Consider the following 19,227-nt stretch of genomic DNA (forward strand, 5'->3'; position numbering starts at 1 on the left):
AACGGCCCCTGACCTGCCATTCCGGGGCGAAGCCCCCGGCCAAACTCGGGGGTCCGGGGGCGAAGCCCTCCGGGTGGGGGTGTGGGGGTTTCACCCCCACAAACAATGCGAAGCAGAAAAAGGCCCATGCTCTCCATGAGCATGGGCCTCCCATTCTGCGTAGCCCCGACGGGATTCGAACCCGCGCTACCGCCTTGAGAGGGCGGCGTCCTAGGCCGCTAGACGACGGGGCCAGGACTAGATCGCCCACATTTCAGTGGGTGATCTTTCCGGTTGATCTTTCGATCAGTGGAAGCTCGGCTAGCTTAGCCGACCGAAGCTCGGTGACCAAATCGCCGGATGCTGAACAACTTTCGGTCGCGCGCCGAGAGAAGAACAACATTTCCGCTGGGGTACCAGGACTCGAACCTAGAATGGCTGAACCAGAATCAGCTGTGTTGCCAATTACACCATACCCCAATGACCAGGACGTTCGACCTCGTGTCCGGCTGACCCGAGGCCTTGTTCCGAGCCGAGAAGTAGAGTACCAAACCGGATACGGTCTACTACAAATCGGCTGGTCAACGCCCTGTTTTTCGGTCAGAGCGGGAATTTCAGGCCGGCGCGGTCCACTCCCGCGCCGAGCGCAGCCGTGCCAGGCTCGTCTCGCGGCCGAGCAACTCCAGTGATTCGTACAGCGGCGGGCTGATATGCGAACCCGTCACTGCCACTCGCACTGGTGCGAACGCCTTGCGCGGTTTGAGCCCCAGATCATCGATCAGCGAAGTTTTGAGCGCATCCTCGATAGCGGGGGTGGTCCAGGAAGTCAGCGGCTCCAGCGCGGCAATGGCGGCATCCAATACCGGCGTCGCTTCGGAACCGAGGTTTTTCGACCCCGCTGCCGGATCAATCGCGAACTGTTCCGCGGGCGCGAACAAGAAACTCAGCAGATCCCACGCGTCGGACAACACCACAATCCTGGTCTGTACCAGTTCGGCGGCCGCGGCGAACAACTTGTCGTCGATGTCGGCGCCGATGTGGCCGTGTTCGGTGAGGAACTCACGCAAGCGGTGCGTGAAATCACCCGGCTCCAGCAATCGGATGTGTTCGGCGTTGAGTGCGTCGGCCTTCTTCTGATCGAAACGAGCCGGATTCGAATTCACCGTCGAGATATCGAAGGCCGCTACCATCTCCGCCATCGAGAAAACATCGCGATCTTCCGCGATGCCCCAGCCGAGTAGCGCCAGGTAATTCAGCAAACCCTCCGGGATGAATCCCCGATCCCGATGGACGAACAGATTCGACTCCGGATCGCGCTTGGACAACTTCTTGTTGCCCTGGCCCATCACGAACGGCAGATGACCGAACTCCGGAGTGAACTCCGCGACGCCGATCCGGCGCATAGCCGCATAGAGCGCGATTTGACGTGGAGTGGACGAGAGAATGTCCTCACCGCGCAACACATGGGTGATCTTCATCAATGCGTCGTCGACCGGGTTAACCAGCGTATAGAGCGGATCGCCATTACCGCGAGTGAGTGCGAAATCGGGCACGGTACCCGCTTTGAAGGTGGTTTCACCACGCACAAGATCGTGCCAGGTGATGTCTTCGTCGGGCATTCGGAGCCGGATTACCGCCGGCCGTCCGGCGGCACGATGGGCCGCGATCTCGTCGGGGGTGAGATCGCGGTCGTAGTTGTCGTAACCGAGTTTCGGATCGCGGCCCGCCGCGCGGTGGCGCTGCTCGACTTCTTCGGGCGTGGAGAAGGATTCATAGGCTTCGCCGGCGGCCAGCAAATTCCGCACGACCTCCATATGCAGCTCGCGTCGCTGCGATTGCCGATAAGGCGCATAGGGCCCACCGACCTCCGGCCCCTCGTCCCAGGTGAGGCCGAGCCAGCGCAGCGCGTCCAGGATGGCACCGTAGGATTCTTCGGAATCGCGTGCGGCATCGGTGTCTTCGATGCGGAAGACGAACTTCCCGCCGGTGTGGCGGGCGTACGCCCAATTGAACAGCGCCGTCCGGACCAGGCCGACATGCGGCGTTCCGGTCGGTGACGGGCAGAAGCGGACCCGTACTTCAGTCATGGCTCTCTTTCGACTAGCGTTTGGCGGCAACAGGATTGGTGAGGGTTCCGATGCCCTCGACGGTCACGGAGACGTTCTGCCCGGCCTGTAGCGGGCCGACGCCCTCCGGGGTGCCGGTGAGCAGCACATCGCCGGGCAGCAGCGTCATCACCGTGGTAACCCACTCGATGAACTTCGGAATATCGTGCAGCAGAAGCGAAGTGCGACTGCGCTGGCGGACCTCGCCGTCGACTTCGGTGACGATCTCCAGATCCGAAGGGTCCAGCGAGGTTTCGATCCACGGTCCGAGCGGGCAGAAAGTGTCGTAGCCCTTGCCTCGGGTCCACTGGCCGTCGTGCTTCTGCTGATCGCGCGCGGTCACATCGTTGGCGACGGTGTAGCCGAGCACCACATCGAGCGCGCGGGCTGCGGGCACATCCTTGCACGGGCGGCCGATGACGATTGCCAGCTCGCCCTCGTAGTCGACCTGGGATGAACTGGGCGGCAATACGATCGACGCGTTCGGGCCGATGATCGAGGTGCTCGGCTTCATGAAGATCACCGGATCCGCCGGTGCGACCCCGCCCATTTCGGCCGCGTGCGCGGCGTAGTTCTTACCGATGCAGACCACCTTGCTGGCCAGAATCGGCGCGAGCAGGCGCACATCGGCCAACGGCCAACTCCGCCCGGTGAATGTGGGAGTACCGAACGGATGTTCCGCGATCTCCTTGGCGACGCTCTCGCTCCCCTCCCCTTCGATGCTGACGAAAGCGACTCCATCGGGACTGGCGATTCGACCTAGACGCATGCACCGCAGTCTATCGACCGCCCTCGACCTGCTCGAACGCGCCCGACCGAGCGGTCCGGAACCGTTCTGGGCGGCCGGTTCGACGGCCCGCGATCCGAGCCGTTCGACAGAACCACAGCGGAATCCACTTGCGCACTGGGTGTACGGTGAGACGCGACGTTCACACAATGAGAACTCATTCCCACATTTTGAGATTTCGAGGTGAGGCCGGTGACTACGACCGTGACGCAGATGCCCGACATGCGACGGTGGTCGATGCTCGGCCTCGGCGTATTCGCCCAGGCCTCCAGCGCCGTCTTCATCCACGGGGTGCCATTTCTCCTGCCCGCGCTAACGGCCGATGGCATGCCGCTGGCCACCGCGGGCCTGCTGGTGGCCATGCCAACCGTCGGGTTGGTGTGCACGCTGATCGCCTGGGGATATGTCGTCGACCGGATCGGTGAGCACAAGGTGCTGGTCAGCGGGCCGCTGCTGATGTTCGGCGCGGGCATCGCGGCGGCAACCGTCTCCGATTACGTGCTGCTCGGCGCATTGCTGTTCCTGGGTGGGGTCGGCGCGGCGAGTACGAATGGCGCCAGCGGGCGGGTGATCGTCGGATGGTTCCCACCGCAGCGACGCGGACTGGCCATGGGAATTCGACAGACCGCCCAACCCATCGGTGTCGGAATCGGCGCGCTCAGCATTCCGGCTGTCGCGGCCGCGCACGGTGTCTCGGCGGCCATCCTGGTGCCCGCGGTGATGGCGGGGATTGCCGCGCTTGGCTGTCTGATCGGAATCATCGATCCGCCACGGCCCGCGGGTGCCGCGGCAGACCGGGCCAATCCTTATCGCGGCGATTCCACACTGTGGCGCATCCATGCGGTGTCGGTGCTGCTGTGCATTCCCCAAGGGACCGTATGGACTTTCGCATTATTGTGGTTGCACAATGACGTTGGCTGGTCACTACCCGTAGCAGGTGCTCTGGTGACCGGAACCCAATTCCTCGGCGCCCTAGGGCGAATCGGCGCTGGCGCCTGGTCCGACCGCGTCGGCAGCCGACTGGGACCGCTGCGCGCCGTCGCCATCGCCGCCGTTATCTCGATGGGCGCTTTGGCATTTGCCGCATGGACGCAGGTGTGGTGGGCGGCTATTCCGCTACTGATCGCCGCGTCGGTCATCACGGTCTCCGATAACGGTTTGGCGTTCACTGCGGTCGCCGAGATCGCCGGACCGTTCTGGAGCGGACGTGGACTCGGTATTCAGAACACTGGTCAGAACCTCGCAATGGCCGCAATACCACCGGTTTTCGGCGCGTTGATCACGGCAAGCGGCTTCTCTGCCGCCTATCTGTTGGCCGCCGTGCTGGCGATGGCAGCGGTTCCGCTGGTTCCTGTTCATCGACGAACTGGATAACGGGCCCTGAGGAATTCGCGCCCGTCCCGGTTCGCCGCGGCGGGCGCGATGCATGTACGCCAGACACTCGACACCACCTTCTCGCGCGAACCGGGACTCAGCGTGAGCAGTGCGACTGGATCGAAGCCGACCACGGAGGCTTGTCCGCCTCGCCGGACGACTCAGGAGTAGGCGTCACCGTCGAGAACCGAGAGATGGACTCGAACGTCTTGGTCCAACGGCACCGCCCCTCGGTCGACCGGAAGCCTCCAGAATCAACTTGTCCGGTCCGGTATCCGGATACTCCTCCGCTGCGGACTGCGACTCGGGATGGCTGCCGCCATGGATGGTGGACTATTGCTGGCGCGTACTCGCGAACCTCGCACGCCGATCGGGTCTGCTTGCTGGCACGGCAAGATCACCTGCTCCACCCAGGATGTAAACCGAGCCTTGACAGGCCGCGCATGTCAAGTCAGTCTTTACATATGTCCGACGAAAAGCAGCGCGTCGACCCGCAGGACGAGCGGGCGATGCTCGGAAAGTTGTTGTCCGCCAATGCGGAACTGGTCGTGGGAGTCCTACGCCCGGAGGAGGGCAAACCCAGCGTGCCGGTGCTCGCCGCGCTCACCGCGACCCGAAATCTCAGTCGACTCGTCGACGACATCCTGCACACCCTGGCTCGACAGGCGCGCGAAGAAGGCCACACCTGGGCCGAGATCGGCGACCTCCTCGGCACCTCCCGCCAAGCGGCCTTCCAACGCTTCAGCGGCCCAATGCCCCCGATGGGCCCGTTCCTCACACCCCCGACACCACCCGTTCCCCCGACTCCGCAGGTTCCCCCGACTCCACCCGGATTCCTCACTCCGCCGACCGGATTCCCCACTCCACCGCGCATGCCCATGCCACCCGGCCCAACCCGGATGCCCACCCCACCCGACCTGCCGAAGCCCCCGGCCCCGCCGACCCAGTGATCCCCGCTACCCCGAATTCCCTTACAACAGAGGAGATAACCGTGCCCCAAGACTCCAATGCCATCCGCCACCCGCCCGACGCGCCGATCCCAACAGCGCCGCCCGGCTGGCAGACGCCGCCGGATTCTTCCAAGGCACTCGGTTGGCCAACTCCTTCTCGGCCTGGCCGCACGCAATTCGGTTGGCCGCCTCCGCCGCCGCCCTGGCCTGACTACGGTTGGCCGACCCCGTCGCCCCACTGGGTAACACCTCCGATGTTCGCTCCGGTACCGCCACGCCCACCGGCCGCGCCCAATTGGCCGCCACCTCCGCACGGCTGGGCAGTTCCCGGCTCAGCGAGTGCCCCTGGCGCGCAGTACCTTCCCTGCGGATAGCACGCACCACCGATGCCGTCTACGAGTCGATTCGGGACACCGCCGTGGCGGGTGGTGGCGCACTGACCGATTGTTCAGATCTCGATCAAGACGGCCGGATCGAAACTCACTTCGAACGGTGGGTCGGCGCGGATCGCCGCACTGAATACAGTTCCTGCCGTCACCACTGGACGGGCGCGAAAGGCGCCGTCCGCGAGCAGCATTCGGTGGATCCGGACCTCCGGATGATGCTCCACTATCCAGTACTGCGCAATGTCGATCGCCGCGTACTCGCGCACCTTCCTGACCCGATCGGTGCGTTCGCTGCCATCGCCCGGCGCGACGACCTCCACAGCGAGCAGCACCTGCGCACCGGAAACCAGTCTCGGTGTTTCGGCGACAACCGCAGCCCGCGCGACATCTCTCGGAAGCACCACGATATCGGGCTTACGAATGCCGCTGGGCGTGTTGACTTCCCAACCACCACCGATGAATACATGCACCGCGGCCCCTCCGGCCGCGATATCGATGAGCCGCCCGAGTCGCTGCACCACGAAATCGTGACGCGCACCGCCCGCGACCGCGATCAACCAGCCGTCCTCGAGTTCGAAACCCTTACCGCCGTCCGACAAAGCACGCAGATCCACATCGGTATACGGTCCCCGACGCTCGGTCATCGGACTCCCTCACGTTCTTCCGAATCCGAAAGGCCCGCACTCGAACTCGCTCGAGCGCGGGCCCCGGACAGAACACCTCAGACCGCCGCGGCGATCCGATCTCCGATCTCGACGGTCGATGCCGCATCCGTGCGCGACGCGAGATCCTTGGCGACCGCCGCTTCGATGCGGGCGGCGCCTTCGGTATTTCCGAGATGGTTGAGCAGCAACGACACCGACAAAATCGCGGCGGTCGGATCGGCCTTGGACTGACCCGCGATATCGGGGGCACTGCCGTGGACCGGTTCGAACATACTCGGATTGGTGCCGGAGGCATCGATATTGCCGCTGGCCGCCAGGCCGATACCACCGCTGACCGCGGCCGCGAGGTCGGTGATGATGTCGCCGAAGAGGTTGTCGGTGACGATCACATCGAAGCGGCCCGGATCGTTGACCATGTGGATGGTGGCGGCATCGATGTGCTGGTAGGCCGTCTGCACTTCCGGAAACTCCGCCGCGACCTCGTCTACCGTGCGCTGCCACAGCGAACCGGCGAAGGCCAGCACATTGTTCTTGTGCACCAAGGTGAGGTGCTTGCGCCGGGCCTGGGCCTTCGCGAAGGCGTAGCGGACGACACGCTCGATGCCGAAGCGGGTATTGGTGCTCACCTCGGTGGCGACCTCGTGCGGTGTCTGTACCCGGATCGCTCCGCCGGTGCCGGTGTAGGGGCCTTCGGTGCCCTCGCGCACGACCACGAAGTCGATATCCGGATTGCCCGCGAGCGGGCTGGTCACGCCCGGGTACAGCTTCGACGGACGCAGGTTCACATGGTGATCCAGCGCGAACCGGGTGCGCAGCAGCAGTCCGCGCTCGAGCACGCCGCTGGGCACCGATGGATCACCGATCGCACCGAGCAGGATCGCATCGTGCTGTTTCAACTCGGGCAGCACCGAATCCGGCAGAACCTCACCGGTCGCGTGATAGCGCCGGGCGCCCAGGTCGTATTGCGTCTTCTCCACCCCCGGCTGCACCACGTCGAGCACCTTGAGCGCCTCCGCGATCACCTCGGGCCCGATCCCATCCCCAGCAATAACAGCAAGCTTCATAACACCAATGCTCCGTTCAGTAATGCCAACCGCCACCGTACTTCGCCCCGCATACCTCGACGCTGCCGGACGTCGCAGCGCACGTTTTCGCATGCCGCGCACTGTTTTCCGGCAATCACGTGCGCGGCGGACAATTCGAGCGCAGCACATGTGACGGCGCCGCGCACGGATTGGGGTGTGCGCGGCGCCGATAGCGGTCAGAAGAGGTCGACTTGGACGATCTTGGCGGCGCCGACGGATTCCGCGATCGCGGCCTGGACGTCGGCGGGGACTTCGCGAGCCACACGGAGAATCACGGTCGCACCCTCCTTGTCGACATCCTGGCTCAGCTGAGCGGCGAGGATATCGATGTCGGCCGCACCGAGCTTGGTGCCGATCTTGCCCAGCGCGCCCGGCTTGTCGTCATAGTTCAGTACGGCGAGGTTCAGGCCCTCGGCGCGCATGTCGTAGTTACGGCCGTTGATGTTGACGATCTTCTGCACCTGCTGCGGTTCGGTCAGCGTGCCAGCCACATTCAGGGTGCTGCCGTCGCCGAAGACGGCGCGCAGGTCGACGACGCTGCGGTGGCTCGGGCTCTCCGAAACCTTGGTGACCTCGGCGGTGATGCCGCGTTCCTTGGCCAGGGCGGGAGCGTTGACGAAGGTGACCTGGTCCTCGACCAGCGCGGAGAAGATGCCGCGCAGCGCCGAAAGCTCCAGCACCGCGACATCTTGGGCGGCCAGCTCGCCACGCACCTGCACCTCGACGCTGACCGGCAGCTCGTTGGACACCGCACCGAGCAGGTGCCCCTGCTTGCGCACGATCTCGAGCCACGGCGCGACCTCGTCGCCGACGGCGCCACCGGTGACGTTCACCGCGCCCGGCACGAACTCACCGGCCAGGGCAAGCAGTACGGACTTGGCGACGTCGGTGCCGGCGCGGTCCTGCGCCTCGGCGGTGGATGCACCCAGGTGCGGGGTCACCACGACCTGCGGCAGATCGAACAGCGGGCTGTCGGTGCACGGTTCGGTGTCGAATACATCCAGACCGGCGGCGCGCACGTGCCCGGACTTGATGGCGTCGGCGAGCGCCTGCTCATCGACCAGCCCACCGCGTGCGGCATTGACGATGATGACGCCCGGCTTGGTCTTGGCGATCGCTTCCTTGCCGATGATGCCCTTGGTCTCCGGCGTCTTCGGCAGGTGCACCGAGATCAGGTCGGCGCGCTCGAGCAGCTCGTCCAGGCTCAGCAGTTCGATACCGAGCTGGGCGGCGCGGGCGGGGGAGACGTAGGGGTCGTAGGCAATCACCTTGGTTTCGAAGGCGGCCAGACGCGCGGCGAACAGCTGGCCGATGCGACCGAGGCCGACCACACCGACGGTCTTGTCGAAGATCTCGACGCCGTTGAACTTGCTGCGCTGCCAGGTCCGCTCGCGCAGGGTGGAATCGGCGGCCGGGATCTGGCGGGCAGCGGCCAGCAGCAGCGTGACGGCGTGCTCGGCGGCGGTGTGAATGTTGGAGGTGGGCGCGTTGACGACCATGACGCCGCGCTCAGTAGCCGCGGGGACATCGACATTATCGAGGCCGACGCCGGCACGGGCGACGATCTTCAGATTCTTCCCGGCCTCGAGCACCTCGGCGTCGACCGTGGTCGCCGAGCGGACGAGTAGCGCATCCGCCTCGGGCACCGCGGCCAGCAGCGCCGGACGGTCCGGGCCGTCGACCCAGCGGACCTCGACACCGTCACCGAGCGCGTCGACGGTCGACTGGGCGAGCTTGTCGGCGATCAGAACAACAGGACGGCCTGCTTGGCTCACTGTGGGGTACTCCTGGAAGGAAAGGGGTCGGCAATTACCGCGCACCAGCTTAGTTGGCCGGATTCCGCCGCGGCCTACCCCCCGGTAGGCGGGTGCCTCAACATGAAGGAAGGCCCCGCACCATCAGTGCGAGGCCTTCCCTCGTCGCACGCCGTCACGGTGGCGGCGGCGCGGTCGAATCAGTCGACCGAGACAGCACTATCAGCCGCCGAAAGAACCCGTCCACAGGGTGTTGAGAATACCGTGCAGAGCAGCGCTACCGGTGGAGAACAGCCCGTTCAGGGCGGCGGAACCGGTGTCGATGATAACGGGGATCATGAAATTCCTCTTCGTCGAAACTAATCCAGTCGAACTGGCTGACACATGGCACATCGGAGCCCGGATAAATCCGGTTACGAAATTCCGTCGAATTGTGACGCAGACTACATATCGCTTTGCATTGTGATCTGAACAATCGTCCAACATGCCTCTGATCAGGCCATACCTGCATTAGCGCAGGTCGGATGCGCCTTTTCCAACTATAGTTAGCTCAGCAAAAGACGATTTCTAAGAGATCCCTAAGAGAATGCACGACACGGCCTGAGATCTATCCGAGATAGGGCCCGCACGACCTCGGCAACATTCGGACGGACAGAGCGAATGGCCGCCATATCGCGAGGCAATGGTATTAATCGGCGCGATACGCCAGATACGGACGCGCCAAGATCAACGCCAGAGCAAGCATGGCGCTACCGAAATACACCGGCAGCAGATGGATGAACGCGGTGTAATGGATGAAGAAGTGGATCACCAGCGCGCTGGCCGAGCCCGCGACGGCCGCACCGAGCAATGTCCACCACACCCACGCCTCGCCCTGTCGCCAGCCCCACAGCCCGAGCCCCACGATCGCCACCGCCGTCGCCATCAGCGCGCCGCCGAATCCGGCGCGGTCGTGGGCGATGAACGGGAGCAGGTGTGGGTTAGCTGCTTCCAGCGTGGCGGCATCGGTATGCATGAACGTCAGATCCGTCGGTACGAAGACGAAGGTGAGTCCAACGGTCGAGATGACAAAGCCGCCGATGAATACGCCAACCCCGGTCGCGATCAGCAGAAGCTGGCCCACAAGTGCGCGCCGCCTGATCCGCTCGGGACATTCCGGCGGCACCGTCCAATACGGCGTGGTCGGCTTGTGCCACACCGCGAGCAGGAACATCGGGAACAGCACCACCGCCGCCGTGACGTGCAGTGGCTCGACGAAGCCGATCACCAAGAAGTAGAACAGCGTTGGAAACCCGATCAGCCCGGAGAGCAGATACGCATTGCGGGCCCAGACCCGACCCAGCCGGATGCCGCCCCAGGCCAGACCGCTGTACAGTACGCCGATGGCGATCATATTGCCCGCCATGGTGATTCGATCGTGCTGCAGGAAATGCACCACGTGGTGGTTGATTTCGCGCAGTCCGTCCACATCCGTGCCGAGGTAGTCGCGGTCGTACCAGAGCAGTATCGGACCCAAAGTGATTGCCGCCGCGCCGATTCCGGCGACGATCAGGCCAATGCCGACCAGCAGGCCCCAACACCAGGCAGGCCAGCGGCGCGGGTCCAGCGGCACGTCGCGCAGCGTCGGTGGCGGTGGTGCGGTCGGTTGCGCGGCCTCGATGACGCGGTTGAACCAGCTGGGTCCGGCCGCGATCAGCACCCCGGGTGTCGCGAGCACGATGGCGGCAGGATCGGCCAGGGCCGTCACCGCCGCGGCGGTATCGAGTTCGGTCAGGTAGTGCCGATCAACAGGTCCGCCGACGATGACCTGGTCAACGTGCGACTCCAGCGCCTCGCCCACCTCCGGATCGTCGACCAGCGCGATGACGCGGCAACGGCGATCCAGTGCGGCGGCACGCACGGCCGCGATATCGTCGCGGCCCACCGGCCCGACCTCGACGACGCCAGCGCCCTGCACGGGCAGCACCCGGATGGCGTCCCGCGCGACCTCGACCGGAACCCGTGCACCGAATCGCTCGGCCCATTCGGCGGGCAACTGCGGATGGTCGAAAACGTGCTCGATCGCCCGCCCGCCGCCCGGCAGTGCGATCACACCCGCCAGCAATCGCAGTGCCAGAAGTTGCGCGCGACGCTCCCCGAGCAAGGCATTCGCCATCGGGCGCAACGGGTGATAGGTCCAATCGGGCACGGCGCTCATCGTCACACATCGGGCGCGAATCAGCTGTCGCTTACCTGTGTCGCCTTGGCAGACAACGGATGTCATCGAGAGGGCACCGATCGGCCCGTCACACCTCGGCGACCGCGGCGGCGTAAGCGCGCGCCAACCGGTCGGTGGCAGTCGGGGCGTCCGGATCATGGCGAGGAATCCCGAGGTGCGACTCGCGCAGTTCGTCCATGAACTCGGCCCACAGCTGCGGTCCACCCTCCTCGAGGAGTTCCGCGCGTACGCGCAGGTGCTTCGTCGTCGGGCGATGCCGCAGCCCCCATGCGCCCAACTGAGCCATGATCGGCACCAGTTGGATCGCGGGCTCAGTGAGCCGGTACTCAGCCTTCTGGCCCGGACGCGTGTCCTCGCGACTGAGCAGTCCGGCCGCGACCAGGCGCTTGAGCCGGTCGGACAAAATGTTGGATGCGATCCCCTCCTCCGATCCGGCAAGCAGCTCACGGAAGTGGCGGCGATTGCCGAACATCACGTCACGCAGCACCAGCAGCGTCCACCGATCACCGATCACCTCGATGGTCGCGTTGATCGGGCAGCCCGAACGTCCCTCGTCACGCATGCGGCGCTCCTTCCGTCGATATTTCTGCTTGCATTCTACAACCAGTTGCACTTAGGCTGTCCACAAGCGATTGCAAAATGCAAGCAGATCCGAAAAGAGGGAATCATGGCCAGGTTGCGCGTACACAACATCGCGATATCGCTCGACGGCTACATCGCCGGACCGAATCAGGGACCCGAGAACCCACTCGGAGAGGGTGGATTGCGGCTGCACGACTGGGTGTGGGCCACACGCTACGCACACCAGTGGGACGGCACTGATGCCGGCGAGACGGGCATCGACAACGATTTCATGATCGCGGGCGATGCCGGCATCGGCGCAACCATCATGGGGCGCAATATGTTCGGCCCGATCCGCGGTCCGTGGACCGATCACGAATGGAAGGGTTGGTGGGGCGACAACCCGCCCTACCACCACGACACCTTCGTGATGACCCATCACACGCGACCGTCACTGCCGATGGAAGGTGGCACGACGTTCCATTTCGTGAACGAACCGCCGGAAGAGGTTCTGCGTCAAGCATTCAAGGCCGCGGACGGTCAGGATGTACGGCTCGCGGGCGGCTCGTCGGCGATCCGGCAATTCTTGCGCGCCGGTCTAGTGGACGAGATGCATCTCGCGGTTGTCCCGATTCTGCTCGGTGCGGGCGAGCGGCTCTACGAGGATCTCGGCACGCTGTCGGGCTATGAGATCAGTTCGGTGCACTCCCCCGCGGTCACCCATGTCACCTTTACCAAGAGCGCCTGAATTATCCCCTGAAACGACGAGAGGCCCGCACCCCCTGCCGGGTGCGAGCCTCCTAAGTCACGCTGAATCAGATAGCGCGGACGTCCTGGGCCTGCGGACCCTTCTGGCCCTGGCCGATCTCGAACTCCACGCGCTGGCCCTCTTCGAGGGACCGGAAACCCGAGCCGGAAACGGCCGAGTAATGCACGAAGACGTCAGGGCCGCCTCCGTCTTGAGCGATAAAGCCGAAGCCCTTCTCGCTGTTGAACCACTTCACACTGCCTTGAGCCATGTTCTTTACTTCTTACTTCCTGTTGATGAGCCGAGCAAATCACTTCGATGAGCCCGATCTCGCGATCAACAATGCCATCATCCGACGAATTCGGCCACATCCAGCAGCGGTAGTTGTGAGCAAATCGACGTTGGCGCAGCGATGTGGCCGCGAACGCAACATCGGTTGCGAAGGGCTGGCTACCCTGATCAACAGCGGACACGGAACATAGATCGGCCGGTCAGCGCACACTTTCGGCTACCCGTGGGGGCTGTGCCGAAATCCCAGCAACCCCGCTCGTGACACGCCTCGCACCGGACCTAAGAATTCGCAAAGAAAATGCATCAGTTCGAGCTCGAATGTGCACTAAGCGGTCGGTTTTCAGTTATGCGGCCGTGACCAAGTGTGCCACGTGGTCGTCATACGAGGAAATTTCGGGCCGCAGGCACGAACAGCTACTCCGCCGATTCGGCTCTGTTCAGGTAACGCAACTGCGCCGCTTTCGCCTCGTCGTAGGCGGCGCGGCCCGCCAGGTACTCCGGCACACCGACCTCCCACCACGCGCCCGCATCGGTCCAAGCGGACGGCTGGGTGCGCACGACCACAACGGCCGGGCGGGACTCGCTCAGGGCCGCTGCCCTGGCCCGCGCGTACGCGCCGCGGAATTCGGTCACATCCGCCGCGGTGAAGACTGCGCAGCCCAATGCTCTTGCGTGGCTGGCGAAGTCAGCGCGGGGCGGATGCACGTGGTTGGTGCGGCAGTCGGCGTAGAAGTTGTTGAAGGGGTCGCCGCCCTGCCCCTCTTGGAGTCGGGCGATCACCGCGTAGCCGTCGTTATCGCAGACCACCGCGACGAACCGGTGGCCAGCGAAGGCCGCGGAGAACAGCTCGGAGTTGAGCATCAGATAGGAGCCGTCGCCGAGCAACGTGGTGACCAGGCCGTGCACGTGCGCCATGGCCGCACCCCAAGCGCCCGCGAGTTCATAACCCATGCAGGAGAACCCGTACTCGACGTCCATGGTCGGCACAGTGCCGGTGGCCCGCCATCCGCCGATCAGCTCGCCGGGCATACCGCCCGCCGCCGTCATGACGTAGTCGTCGGGCGCGCTCAATTCATTGACAACGCCCACGATTTGGGCGTAGGTCGGGGTACCCGGTGTCGGAGCGCGCAGCTTGTCGACGTGGGTATCCCAGGTGGTGCGGAGCCCTTCCGCGCGCTCGGACCATTCGGCATCGACACGCCAATTCGTCAGTAGCGCAGCCAATTCGCGGACTGCCGCATCAGCATCACCCACAACGGCGAGTGCGCCGTGCTTCACGGCGTCGAATCGGGCCGTATTAACGGTGATCAGCCGGACGTCGGGAGCGAAGACGGTCCAGGAGGCGGTGGTGAAGTCCTGAAGTCGGGTGCCGATGGCCAACACCAGATCCGCCTGTGCCGCAGCGGCATTGGCCGATGCCGAGCCGGTTATGCCGAGCGGACCGGCATACAACTGGTGGTCGTGCGGTACAAGTGTGCGACCAGCGGTCGTCTCGGTGATCGGAATGCCATGCCGCTCAGCGAATTCGAGGACCAGTCGACCCGCACCCGAGTAGCGCACACCGCCGCCGAGGACCAGCAGTGGACGTCGCGCCGCGCGCAGTGCCCGTGCTGCCTCGGTCAGCGTCCGAGAGTCGGGGCGCAAACGCATGATTCGGTGTACGACCGGTTCGAAAAGCGCATCGGGAAAGTCATAGGTCTCGGCTTGGACGTCCTGTGGCAATGCCAAGGTCACCGGGCCGACATCGGCCGCATCGGTCAGTACCCTGGCCGCTTGCGGCAGCGTGGCAATCAGTTGTTCCGGTCGGGTGATGCGGTCGAAATAGCGACTGACCGCCCGGAACGCATCATTGACGGTAATGGTTGGGTCACCGAAGTGTTCGACCTGTTGCAGTACCGGATCCGGTGCCCGGTTGGTGAAGGTATCCCCCGGAAGCAACAGCAATGGAAGGCGATTCGCATGTGCCACGCCAGCGGCGGTCACCATATTCAGCGCGCCGGGACCGATCGAAGACGTCGCGATTCCGACTTGGCGGCGGTGAGTCGCCTTGGCCAAGCCGATGGCCGCCAACGCCATGCCCTGCTCCGTATGTCCACGCCAGACCGGGATTTCATCGCGACGCTCGGACAGCGCGGTGCCGAGGCCGAGCACATTGCCGTGCCCGAATATCGCGAAAGCAGCCGGGAAGAGGGGTACTTCGCGACCATCGAAGGTCTCCGAATGCTGGGCGACCAGCCAGCCGACCAGTGCCTGCGCCGTTGTCAGCCTCACGGCGTCACCACGCGCTGCAATTCGTGCTGCAGTGCGTCCAATTCGGCGCCACCGGCCATTTGTCTGGTCAGCTCCGGCAGGTCGATCTCCGACTTCTCGTACGAGCCGAGCGTCGAACCGCGTTTGAGCAGTAGGAAGCGATCGCCGACTGGATAGGCGTGGTGTGGGTTGTGCGTGATGAGGACGACTCCTAGCCCGCGATCCCGGGCCTGCACAACGTACTTCAGTACGACACCGGCCTGTTTCACGCCGAGAGCGGCGGTCGGTTCGTCGAGGATGAGCACCTTGGCCCCGTAGTGCACCGCCCTGGCGATCGCGATGCACTGGCGTTGTCCGCCCGACAGCGTGCCGACCGGCTGTTCCATATCGCGGATCTCGATCCCCATATCCGCCAGCGCCCCTCGTGCGATATCGCGGCCCTTGCGCCGGTCGAGCAGTCGCAACGGACCGTAACCGACAGTCGGCTCGGAGCCGAGTACGAAGTTGCGCCAGACGCTCATCAGCGGCACCACGGCGAGATCCTGGTAGACGGTGGCGATGCCATGGTCCAAAGCCTCGCGAGGCGAGGCCAACCGGGTCGGCTGGCCGTCCAACTTCAGTTCACCGCGGTCGTGCTGATGCACTCCGGCGAGCACCTTGATCAGGGTCGATTTGCCCGCACCGTTATCGCCGAGGATGCAGGTGACCTGGCCCGCATTCACCACGGTCGAGACCTCACGCAGGGCGACGACACCGCCGTAGCTCTTGCCGATATCGATCGCCTCGATCAGGGCTGGCCCACCCGTCACCCGACCACCACCCCCCATCGAATCGCTGTGCGATGCTGTGTTCATCGGCGTACCCTTTCGGCTCGCTTCTTGAATATGTTGTTGACCAACACCGCGGCCAGCAGCAGCACGCCGAGGAACAGCATGAACCAGTCGCTGTCCCACCCCGCGAAAACAATGCCCTGCCGCGCCATGCCGAAGATCAGCGCACCGATCGCGGCGCCGATCGCCGAACCGAATCCACCGGTCAGCAGGCAGCCGCCGACCACGGCCGCGATGATGTAGTGCAGTTCCAGCCCGACGCCCTGATTCGCTTGCACGCTGGAGAACCGCAGGATGCTGCACGATCCGACAACCCATCCGGCGAAGGCGGTGGTCATGAAGAGCAGGATTTTGGTCCGATCGGCGGGGACGCCGACGGCCCGCGCGCTCGGCAGCGCACCGCCTACCGCGAAGATCCAGTTGCCGAACTTGGTGCGCACCAAGACCAGTGCGGCTATCGCGGTCAGCACCACCCACCAGACGACCGACGCCTGCAAGTGCGTATCACCTATATCCAATGTCGATGCGAAGACCCAGCCCGCCGAGTTGTATCCGGCGGCACTTCGAATGCCCGAGATCTGAACGGTTCCGGTGACCAGGCGGGTAACGCCGAGGTTGAGGCCTTGCAGCGCAAGGAAAGTGCCGAGGGTAACGATGAAGCTCGGTAACCCCGTTCGCATCACGAGCCAGCCGTTGAAGGCACCGACTGCGAGCGCGAACAGCAGTGAAATCAACAGCGCGAGCCAGACATTCCACCCTGCGTGCACCGCGAGTAATGCGGTGACCAGTGCGGTGGAAGCGGTCATGACCCCGGCCGAGAGGTCGAATTCGCCGCCGATCATCAACAGCGCGACCGCGACCGCCATGATGCCCAGCGTGGACGAATCGTCCAACCAGGTCGCGACACCCAGTGAACTGAGGAAGCGGTCGGTGATGATCGAGAAGAATACGAAGACCAATGCGGCGCCGAGCAGTGCGCCTATCTCGGGGCGCACGACCATTCGCTGCAACAGCGACGGCCCGTCGGACGGTGCGCTCGGAGCGACCTCGGAAGCTTTTGTGGCAATAGTCATTTCATCCACTCCCTCAGCGCATGCCCAGTGCCACACGGGCCGCGACGGCTTCGACGTTGTTCTTGTCGACGAAGGCGGGGCCCGTCTGCACCGGTGCGCCACCACCGACCGAGTTCAGATTCGTCCGATACAACTGCAGCAGCACGACAGGGAGATAGCCCTGCTCGTACTGCTGCTGGTCCACCGCGAATAGCAGCTTGCCGGCCCTGAGCGCCTCGACCACATCGGTATTCAGGTCGAAGGTCGCGACCGTCGCGGACGATTGCGATTCCTTCACCGCGTCCACCGCGCGGGCGGCGACCTGTGAATTCAGCGTCAGCACGGCGTCGATGGACCTGTCGGCCTGCAAAGCGCCTTTGATGCGGGACTGTGCGTCGGTGGGGTTGTTGATATCCACCTGCAGCGTGCTGCCATTGCCGAAGGCCTTGGTAGCGCCGTCACAGCGCTGATTGGCACCGATATTACCCGCCTCGTGGATCACGCACAGCAACTTCTTGCGGCCGGCGTCGGCGAGGCGCTTGCCCGCGGCCTGTCCGGCCAGCGTTTCGCTCTGTCCCACATGGCCGATCGCGCCGAACTCGGCGCTCTCGCTCTCACCCGAATTGATGGTCACTACCGGAATACCTGCGGCAACCGCCTTTTCGACCGAGGGTCGCAGAGCTTCAGGGTTCGCCATTGATACGACGAGACCGTCCACGCCCTGCGCGACCGCGTTATCGATGAGTTCGGCCTGCTGACCCGGATCACCCGAGGAGTTGTATTCGACGCGGACACCGAGATCCTTGCCAGCGGCCTCCGCGCCGTTCTTGACGACATTCCAGAAGGCGTCGCCGGGGCTGCCGTGGGTCACCACCGCGACAGACCTCAATTTGCCTTGCGCGACCGGGGATTGGGTCGGTGCCGGTACGTCCGCACCCGGACCCGTACACGCGGCGAGGAGGCTGGCCGCGGCCAGCCACGGCAGCATGCGGCGGGATCGCCGCCACCACGCCGTGCCTATTTTCAGCGACATCGTGGTCATCACTTCCCATCTAGATTCGAACTGAGCCCAGCGCGGAAGCTATGCCCGCAAGGTGGATCAGACTGCGGGCGGCGTCGCGGCTCGGCAGTTCGGCCGAATCCTCCGGGCGCAATGCCGTGTCCTGTTCGATGACATACCAGCCGCGATAGCCTGCGGCCTGCACGCTGCGCACCAGGGCCTCGATGTCGATATCGCCGTCGCCGAGCGGGACGTAGATGCCGCGGCGCACGGCATCGCTGTATTCCATTGCACCGCTGCGTACTCGGTCGGCGATGGCGTTGCGCACATCCTTGAGATGGATATGTCCGATTCGATCCGGATGGCGCTGTGCGAGGCGCACCGGATCGGTGCCGCCGATGAGCAAGTGGCCGGTATCCAGACAGAGGTCCAGGTCGGAATCGGCTAGGAACCTGCCGACTTCGGCTTCACTCTCGACGTAGGTGCCGATGTGGGGATGCAGGGTGGTGCGCAATCCGAATTCGGCGGCGAGATCCCGGACGGCGGAGGCGGTTTCGATCAGAGTCCGCCATTCGCTACCGGAAAGTATTGGGCGCGTGTCATATCCGCCGAGTCCGGTCGCGGCCGCGAGGATGATCACGTCGGCACCCGTCGCTGCGAATAGCGCGGCGTTCGCGCGGGCGGTCTCGATTGCCTGCTCCGGGTCGCGGTGCAGTGGAAGGGCGAGGAAGCCACCGACCGCGGTGATGCCGAAATCATTGAGCAGCGCGCACAATTCGGCTGGATGCCGCGGTAGGTAACCGGGTGGGCCGAGTTCCGTCGCGGAGATGCCGAGGGCGGACATCTCCGCGAGTACGGTCCGCGCGTCGAGCACATGACCCCAACCGGGGACTTCACAGACGCCCCACGAGATCGGTGCAGCGGCGATGCGTAGCGGATAGCGAGGTTGGGTCATCCGGGCTCTCCGACCTTCGGTGTCTGGCGCTATTGGAGCGCTCCAACTATGTAACGTAGGTCATAGCGTGTCAAGTACTGCATCGGTCGCTGGTTCTGCGCTATTACCTGCGAAAACTTGTTCTTCCACGGCAAATAGCCGACGCTCGCGGTGGGAAAAATGTCGGATTAGAGCGCTCTATTGATAAGCGCTATCCGACCTTGTAACGTCCGACACTGCAGGAGCACGGTGGGATGC

The 19,227-nt window shown here is 64.5% G+C and carries 16 protein-coding genes and 2 tRNA genes; 3 read left to right on the forward strand and 15 right to left on the reverse strand.

All coding sequences use genetic code 11. The annotated features are described in order from the left end of the window. Nucleotides 1-160 precede the first annotated feature (160 nt). The 4 genes from ACIBG0_RS14160 to ACIBG0_RS14175 form a co-directional block, all read right to left on the reverse strand. Nucleotides 161-233: transfer RNA gene (locus tag ACIBG0_RS14160), tRNA-Glu, on the reverse strand. Between the two features lie 154 nt (nucleotides 234-387). Then, a tRNA-Gln gene (locus ACIBG0_RS14165) sits at nucleotides 388-459 on the reverse strand. Nucleotides 460-593: 134 nt separating this feature from the next. Then, nucleotides 594-2,066, reverse strand: a complete 1,473-nt coding sequence (gltX, locus tag ACIBG0_RS14170; RefSeq protein ID WP_397032439.1) for a glutamate--tRNA ligase — start codon at nucleotides 2,064-2,066, stop codon at nucleotides 594-596. Nucleotides 2,067-2,079: 13 nt separating this feature from the next. Then, entirely contained in the window at nucleotides 2,080-2,853 is a 774-nt protein-coding gene (locus ACIBG0_RS14175) for a fumarylacetoacetate hydrolase family protein (RefSeq protein WP_040693506.1), read from the reverse strand. Nucleotides 2,854-3,084: 231 nt separating this feature from the next. Between ACIBG0_RS14175 and ACIBG0_RS14180 the strand changes: the two genes are divergently transcribed. Both ACIBG0_RS14180 and ACIBG0_RS14185 read left to right on the forward strand, forming a co-directional pair. Then, nucleotides 3,085-4,245 carry an MFS transporter gene (locus ACIBG0_RS14180; protein WP_397032697.1) on the forward strand — a complete coding sequence of 387 codons (1,161 nt, stop codon included), beginning with the start codon at nucleotides 3,085-3,087 and terminating at the stop codon, nucleotides 4,243-4,245. A gap of 464 nt (nucleotides 4,246-4,709) precedes the next feature. Continuing rightward, nucleotides 4,710-5,195: a hypothetical protein gene (locus tag ACIBG0_RS14185; protein WP_397032440.1), complete on the forward strand. Its 486-nt coding sequence runs from the start codon at nucleotides 4,710-4,712 to the stop codon at nucleotides 5,193-5,195. 448 nt (nucleotides 5,196-5,643) lie between these two features. On the opposite strand, the gene ACIBG0_RS14190 is transcribed toward ACIBG0_RS14185, so the two are convergent. The 5 genes from ACIBG0_RS14190 to ACIBG0_RS14210 all read right to left on the reverse strand — a co-directional run bounded on the left by ACIBG0_RS14190 (nucleotide 5,644) and on the right by ACIBG0_RS14210 (nucleotide 11,865). Further along, the gene (locus ACIBG0_RS14190; protein ID WP_397032442.1) at nucleotides 5,644-6,225 is read right to left on the reverse strand and encodes a Uma2 family endonuclease; all 582 of its coding nucleotides are present in this window, start codon (nucleotides 6,223-6,225) and stop codon (nucleotides 5,644-5,646) included. Nucleotides 6,226-6,302: 77 nt separating this feature from the next. Further along, a complete protein-coding gene (locus ACIBG0_RS14195) occupies nucleotides 6,303-7,310 on the reverse strand; it encodes a 3-isopropylmalate dehydrogenase (protein WP_397032444.1) in 1,008 nt (335 codons plus the stop codon). A gap of 197 nt (nucleotides 7,311-7,507) precedes the next feature. Continuing rightward, nucleotides 7,508-9,106 (reverse strand): phosphoglycerate dehydrogenase, encoded by a 1,599-nt coding sequence (gene serA, locus ACIBG0_RS14200; protein WP_397032445.1) that lies wholly within the window; start codon nucleotides 9,104-9,106, stop codon nucleotides 7,508-7,510. Between the two features lie 667 nt (nucleotides 9,107-9,773). Further along, nucleotides 9,774-11,273 (reverse strand): hypothetical protein, encoded by a 1,500-nt coding sequence (locus tag ACIBG0_RS14205; RefSeq protein WP_397032699.1) that lies wholly within the window; start codon nucleotides 11,271-11,273, stop codon nucleotides 9,774-9,776. A gap of 97 nt (nucleotides 11,274-11,370) precedes the next feature. Beyond that, nucleotides 11,371-11,865 (reverse strand): winged helix-turn-helix transcriptional regulator, encoded by a 495-nt coding sequence (locus ACIBG0_RS14210; protein ID WP_397032447.1) that lies wholly within the window; start codon nucleotides 11,863-11,865, stop codon nucleotides 11,371-11,373. A gap of 105 nt (nucleotides 11,866-11,970) precedes the next feature. On the opposite strand from ACIBG0_RS14210, the gene ACIBG0_RS14215 reads away from it, so the two are divergent. Then, the gene (locus tag ACIBG0_RS14215; RefSeq protein WP_397032449.1) at nucleotides 11,971-12,612 is read left to right on the forward strand and encodes a dihydrofolate reductase family protein; all 642 of its coding nucleotides are present in this window, start codon (nucleotides 11,971-11,973) and stop codon (nucleotides 12,610-12,612) included. A 67-nt stretch (nucleotides 12,613-12,679) separates the two neighbouring features. Here the strand turns inward: ACIBG0_RS14215 and ACIBG0_RS14220 are convergent, their stop codons facing one another. From ACIBG0_RS14220 to ACIBG0_RS14245, 6 genes are all read right to left on the reverse strand, one after another. Beyond that, nucleotides 12,680-12,883: a cold-shock protein gene (locus tag ACIBG0_RS14220; RefSeq protein ID WP_040693519.1), complete on the reverse strand. Its 204-nt coding sequence runs from the start codon at nucleotides 12,881-12,883 to the stop codon at nucleotides 12,680-12,682. Nucleotides 12,884-13,317: 434 nt separating this feature from the next. After that, nucleotides 13,318-15,174 carry a 3D-(3,5/4)-trihydroxycyclohexane-1,2-dione acylhydrolase (decyclizing) gene (gene iolD / locus ACIBG0_RS14225; protein WP_397032451.1) on the reverse strand — a complete coding sequence of 619 codons (1,857 nt, stop codon included), beginning with the start codon at nucleotides 15,172-15,174 and terminating at the stop codon, nucleotides 13,318-13,320. Further along, complete coding sequence (locus tag ACIBG0_RS14230) at nucleotides 15,171-16,007, reverse strand: ATP-binding cassette domain-containing protein (RefSeq protein ID WP_397032453.1); 837 nt, start codon at nucleotides 16,005-16,007, stop codon at nucleotides 15,171-15,173. The genes iolD and ACIBG0_RS14230 overlap by 4 nt, the downstream gene beginning before the upstream one ends. Beyond that, a complete protein-coding gene (locus tag ACIBG0_RS14235; protein WP_397032455.1) occupies nucleotides 16,004-17,056 on the reverse strand; it encodes an ABC transporter permease in 1,053 nt (350 codons plus the stop codon). Before ACIBG0_RS14235 ends, ACIBG0_RS14230 begins: the two co-directional genes overlap by 4 nt. A gap of 13 nt (nucleotides 17,057-17,069) precedes the next feature. After that, on the reverse strand, nucleotides 17,070-18,068 hold the full coding sequence (locus ACIBG0_RS14240; RefSeq protein ID WP_397032457.1) for a sugar ABC transporter substrate-binding protein: 999 nt from the start codon (nucleotides 18,066-18,068) through the stop codon (nucleotides 17,070-17,072). Nucleotides 18,069-18,087: 19 nt separating this feature from the next. Further along, entirely contained in the window at nucleotides 18,088-18,990 is a 903-nt protein-coding gene (locus ACIBG0_RS14245; protein WP_397032459.1) for a TIM barrel protein, read from the reverse strand. Nucleotides 18,991-19,227 lie beyond the last annotated feature (237 nt).

It is taken from the genome of Nocardia sp. NPDC050630, from assembly GCF_044457245.1.
In the GTDB taxonomy this organism is placed as follows: Bacteria; Actinomycetota; Actinomycetes; order Mycobacteriales; family Mycobacteriaceae; genus Nocardia.

What these genes read in the sequence shown, in the direction of transcription:
- gltX (WP_397032439.1), bottom strand. Translation starts at nt 2,066, where the DNA reads ATGACTGAAGTACGGGTCCGCTTCTGCCCGTCACCGACCGGAACGCCG.
- ACIBG0_RS14175 (WP_040693506.1), bottom strand. Translation starts at nt 2,853, where the DNA reads ATGCGTCTAGGTCGAATCGCCAGTCCCGATGGAGTCGCTTTCGTCAGC.
- ACIBG0_RS14180 (WP_397032697.1), top strand. Translation starts at nt 3,085, where the DNA reads ATGCCCGACATGCGACGGTGGTCGATGCTCGGCCTCGGCGTATTCGCC.
- ACIBG0_RS14185 (WP_397032440.1), top strand. Translation starts at nt 4,710, where the DNA reads ATGTCCGACGAAAAGCAGCGCGTCGACCCGCAGGACGAGCGGGCGATG.
- ACIBG0_RS14190 (WP_397032442.1), bottom strand. Translation starts at nt 6,225, where the DNA reads ATGACCGAGCGTCGGGGACCGTATACCGATGTGGATCTGCGTGCTTTG.
- ACIBG0_RS14195 (WP_397032444.1), bottom strand. Translation starts at nt 7,310, where the DNA reads ATGAAGCTTGCTGTTATTGCTGGGGATGGGATCGGGCCCGAGGTGATC.
- ACIBG0_RS14210 (WP_397032447.1), bottom strand. Translation starts at nt 11,865, where the DNA reads ATGCGTGACGAGGGACGTTCGGGCTGCCCGATCAACGCGACCATCGAG.
- ACIBG0_RS14215 (WP_397032449.1), top strand. Translation starts at nt 11,971, where the DNA reads ATGGCCAGGTTGCGCGTACACAACATCGCGATATCGCTCGACGGCTAC.
- ACIBG0_RS14220 (WP_040693519.1), bottom strand. Translation starts at nt 12,883, where the DNA reads ATGGCTCAAGGCAGTGTGAAGTGGTTCAACAGCGAGAAGGGCTTCGGC.
- ACIBG0_RS14230 (WP_397032453.1), bottom strand. Translation starts at nt 16,007, where the DNA reads ATGAACACAGCATCGCACAGCGATTCGATGGGGGGTGGTGGTCGGGTG.
- ACIBG0_RS14235 (WP_397032455.1), bottom strand. Translation starts at nt 17,056, where the DNA reads ATGACTATTGCCACAAAAGCTTCCGAGGTCGCTCCGAGCGCACCGTCC.
- ACIBG0_RS14240 (WP_397032457.1), bottom strand. Translation starts at nt 18,068, where the DNA reads ATGTCGCTGAAAATAGGCACGGCGTGGTGGCGGCGATCCCGCCGCATG.
- ACIBG0_RS14245 (WP_397032459.1), bottom strand. Translation starts at nt 18,990, where the DNA reads ATGACCCAACCTCGCTATCCGCTACGCATCGCCGCTGCACCGATCTCG.